The 4358-nt window shown below is 67.7% G+C and carries 4 protein-coding genes; 1 reads left to right on the plus strand and 3 read right to left on the minus strand.

Translation table 11 applies throughout. From position 1 onward, the window contains the following. Positions 1–96 precede the first annotated feature (96 nt). Complete coding sequence (locus VFA16_RS23340) at positions 97–1896, plus strand: long-chain fatty acid--CoA ligase (RefSeq protein ID WP_324970118.1); 1800 nt, start codon at positions 97–99, stop codon at positions 1894–1896. An 87-nt stretch (positions 1897–1983) separates the two neighbouring features. Here VFA16_RS23340 and pimB read toward each other — a convergent pair whose 3' ends face one another. The 3 genes from pimB to VFA16_RS23355 all read right to left on the minus strand — a co-directional run. Next, positions 1984–3120: a GDP-mannose-dependent alpha-(1-6)-phosphatidylinositol monomannoside mannosyltransferase gene (gene pimB / locus VFA16_RS23345; protein ID WP_324970119.1), complete on the minus strand. Its 1137-nt coding sequence runs from the start codon at positions 3118–3120 to the stop codon at positions 1984–1986. Positions 3121–3129: 9 nt separating this feature from the next. Beyond that, the gene (locus VFA16_RS23350) at positions 3130–3936 is read right to left on the minus strand and encodes a hypothetical protein (RefSeq protein WP_414687794.1); all 807 of its coding nucleotides are present in this window, start codon (positions 3934–3936) and stop codon (positions 3130–3132) included. Between the two features lie 41 nt (positions 3937–3977). Beyond that, on the minus strand, positions 3978–4358 hold a 381-nt coding region (locus VFA16_RS23355; protein WP_324970121.1), incomplete at its 5' end, for an NlpC/P60 family protein.

Here is a 4358-nt window from a genome sequence, read left to right on the forward strand (position 1 = left end):
CGCCCGGCTCCGCCGCGCTTGCGATCGCCACTACGCTGGACGGCATCGAGCCGGCGACCCCGGCAACGTCATGCGAGGTCAAGCGAGGTCAACAGAGTGCGTGAGTTCAGTGTGCCCGCCCCGTTTACCGTTGGCGAACACGACAGCATCGTGGCGTCGGTGTATGACCACGAGCGTGACGACCCTGACTTCGTGATTTTCCAGCGGCTGGTCGACGGCACTTGGACTGACGTGACATGCGCCGCTGCAGCTGCCCAAATCCGCTCGGCTGCAATGGGTTTGATTGCGCTGGGCGTACAGCCCGGTGACCGGGTGGCCATCTTTTCGGCCACCCGGTACGAGTGGGCGATCCTCGATTTCGCGATCCTGTCCGTCGGCGCAGTGACGGTCCCGATCTACGAGACGTCGTCGGCCGAGCAGGTGCGCTGGGTGCTGCAGGACTCTGAGGCGGTGCTGACGTTCGCAGAAACCGACGCGCACGCAACGATGGTCAGCGAGCTCACCGGCCAGCTACCCGCGTTGCGCCGGGTGCTGCATATCGACGGCTCGGGCCGCAAGGCGCTCGACCAGCTCACCGAAGAAGGCGCGTCGGTCGACCCGGACGAGGTCACAAACCGGGTCCAGGCGTTGCGCAGCGCTGACCCGGCGACGCTGATCTACACGTCGGGAACCACCGGGCGACCCAAGGGCTGCCAACTCACCCATTCCAACCTGGTCTACGAGACCCGCGGCGCCAAAGAGGTACTGCCCACACTGCTGACGAAGGGCGAACGGCTGCTGGTCTTTCTGCCGCTGGCGCACGTGCTGGCCCGGGCAATCACGATGGCGGCGTTCGCCAACAAGGTCACGGTCGGATTTACCAGTGACATCAAGAATCTGCTGCCGATGTTCGCGGTGTTCAAGCCGACGATCGTGGTGTCGGTGCCGCGGGTCTTCGAGAAGGTGTACAACACCGCCGCGCAAAACGCCGCCAACGACGGCAAAAAACGGATCTTCGACATCGCCGCGCAGACTGCCGTCGACTGGAGCCAGGCCTGCGACCGCGGCGGCCCGGGCCTGCTGCTGCGGGCCAAGCATGCGCTCTTCGATCGGTTGGTCTACCACAAGCTGCGCGCGGCGTTGGGCGGCGACTGCCGCGCCTCCATCTCCGGCGGCGCGCCACTGGGCGCGCGGCTGGGCCACTTCTACCGCGGCGTGGGCTTGACGGTCTACGAGGGCTACGGGCTGACCGAGACCAGTGCGGCCATCACCGTCAACCAGGTCGGCGCCTTGAAGATCGGCACCGTCGGAAAACTCTTGCCTGGCAACAGCATGCGCATCGCCGACGACGGCGAGCTGCTGGTTCGCGGGGGCGTGGTGTTCAGCGGCTATTGGCACAATGAGCAAGCCACCGCAGAGGCATTCACCGACGGTTGGTTCAAAACCGGTGACCTCGGCCAGGTCGACGAGGACGGCTATTTGACCATCACCGGCCGCAAGAAGGAGATCATCGTCACCGCGGGCGGTAAGAATGTCGCGCCGGCGGTGCTCGAGGACCAGTTGCGGGCACATCCGTTGATCAGCCAGGCCATGGTGGTCGGCGACGCCAGGCCGTTCGTCGGGGCGCTGATCACGATCGATCCTGAGGCTTTCGACGGGTGGAAACAGCGCAACAGCAAGGCCGCCGACATGTCGGTGGGCGATCTGACCACCGATCCGGACCTGGTCGCCGAGGTGGACGCCGCGGTCAAACAAGCCAATCTGGCTGTCTCGCATGCCGAGTCCATCCGCAAGTTCCGGATTCTGCCGGTCGACTTCACCGAAGACACCGGTGAGCTGACCCCCACCATGAAGGTCAAGCGCAAGGTGGTGTCGGAGAAATTCGCCCCCGACATCGAAGCGATCTACTCGGCCTGAGGCCGAGCAGACGTAAAGCACCCAAAACGGTCCGTCTCCATGGACTTTCGCGTCTGCTAGCCGGGCATGGCCCGGCAAACACCGCTGTTAGGCGTCCAAAAGCGCGGCCATGCGTGCGGCCAGCGTGTCCCACCGCCAGTTCTCCGTCACCCACTTCCGCCCCGCAGCACCCATCGCCGCGGCCCGGTCGGGATCGGCCAACAGCCCACCGACCGCGTCGGCAACCTGGTTAACCGAGCGACCGTCAACAACAAGCCCAGTTACGTTGTGCTGTACAGTTTCCGGCGCTCCGCCCGAGCATCCGGCAACCACCGGCACTCCCGTGGCGGACGCCTCCAGGAACACGATGCCCAGCCCCTCGACGTCCAGGCCCGCACCTCGAGTTCGGCAGGGCATCGCGAAAACATCGGCCATCGCATGATGCGCGGGTAGCTCAGCACCGGAAACTGCACCGGTGAAGAAGACGTGGTCGGCCACCCCGCAACGCTGGGCCAGCCGGCGCAGCGCCGACAGGTAGGGACCCCCGCCGACGATGACCAGCGCGGCGCCGTCGACCCGCTGCCGGATCGCCGGCAGCGCCCGGATCAGCATGTCCTGCCCTTTGCGCGGCACCAGCCGCGACAGGCAGACCACAGTCGGCCGCTGGCCCAGCCGGTAGCGGGCCCGCAACTCGTCGCGGCTCGCCAGGTCGGGCCGGAACCGGTCCGTGTCCACCCCGGGCGGCAGGTACTCCAACGCCGCCTCGCGCCCGAATGCCGACGCGAACCGGGCACGGGTGTAGCGGCTGACGAAGGTCACCACATCGGTGCGGTCGCCGATGCAGCGCAGCACCGACCGGGCCACCGGCAGCATCGACCAGCCCACCTCGTGGCCATGCGTGCTGGCCAGCACCCGAGTCACGCCAGCCCGTCGAGCGCGGTCCGCCAGCAATGCCAGCGGCGCCGCGGCGCCAAACCAGACGGTGTCGATGTCGTAGGTGGCGATCAGGCTGCGCATCCGGATGTCGACAGCCGGACCGGGCAGCATCAGCGTGCCCGGGTGGCGCACCACCTGATAGCCGGCGGCGCGTGCGTCGAAGGCGTCGGCGCCTTTCCATTGCGGCGCATACACCGTCACCGCATGCGACCCGATGTTGACGATCCTGCGCACCAGCTCTTCCAGATAGGACTGAATGCCGCCACGGCGAGGCGGAAAGTCGTTGGTCACCAGCAAGACCCGAGCCACCCGGAAAGGCTAGCGGGTGAGCCACTGCTGCCAGCGGGTGAGCAGGCTGGCCGGTTCGGTGCCCAGCACCGCACGCATCGCAGCGGTCGCCTCGGCATGTCCGACGCCGCAGGCCGCGAGGTACAACCGGCGCAACGTCGCCGTTCCGTAAGCGTCGGCCACGAAGCGGGCAAACCACCATGCCTTGTCATAGCCCAGCGAGCGCTGCGGCCCTGGTACGTCGAGGTCGGTGTCGGAGGGCAGCGCGGCCGCCAATGTGGGAGGCGCCGACGTGGCTGGCCGCGCAACAAAGTCGGCCACCCCTTCAGTCAGCCAGCGCGGCGCATCAAGAGCGGTTTCGGCGCGAGCTGCGTAGTGAAAAAGCTCGTGGCGCAACACTATTCGCAGCGACGTATCGCTCATGGCGGCGGCGCCTGGCGCGAATACGATGCGCTGGCCGAGCACCGCCCGATGCTGGGGCGCGACGCGGTCGGCGACGGTGACCGCCGCGATATCGGCCCACTGCGCCGCCGTACCGCCGGCAGCGGCCACGAACTGCTGCTGCGAACCCGTCGCCACCACCGTGATCTGGCGCGGCCACGCCGGCCCCCAGAAAGCCTGTACCGCGTCGACAGCCTCACCCATCTCGGAGCCGACGCGAGCCAAAAGCCGGTCCGTCTGAGGCCCCCCGAGGCTGACCAGCCGCACCGTGCGGCCCCCAGCGACGACAACCGTCGGCGCGGTGCTGGTAGCGCTGGCTGCAGCAGGGTGGTCTCGGGGACCTGCCAACACCGCTGACCCGAGGCTCAACTCGACGAGAAGTGCGCCCGCTAACAGCACCGGCTGCCACCGGCGACTGAACGTTTCGGCTAAGGCTCTCAGTAGCGGCGCGCGTTGTGGATCGGGCCCGACGAGGTCATCGGCACCACCCGCACCGGCTGACCATAGGTCGAGGAATGAACCATCAGACCGTCGCCGATATAGATGCCGGTGTGCGACGCGTCGGAGTAGAACGTCAGCACGTCACCGGGCTGCAAATCCGACAGCGCCACCGGTTGCCCGCCGTTCGCCAACGCTTGACTGGAGTGCGGCAGCGGGATACCGGCCTGCTGGAATGCCCACATCACCAAGCCGGAGCAGTCGAACCCGCCGGGCGCGGCACCGCCCCACGAGTAGGGCTGGCCGACCTGGGTGAGGGCCGCCTGCACGGCGACCGCGGCAGCACCCGAACCGGGACCGGCGGGCGGCAGCGCGTCAGG

Origin of the sequence: Mycobacterium sp. (genome assembly GCF_035653355.1) — a bacterium.
GTDB lineage: Bacteria > Actinomycetota > Actinomycetes > Mycobacteriales > Mycobacteriaceae > Mycobacterium.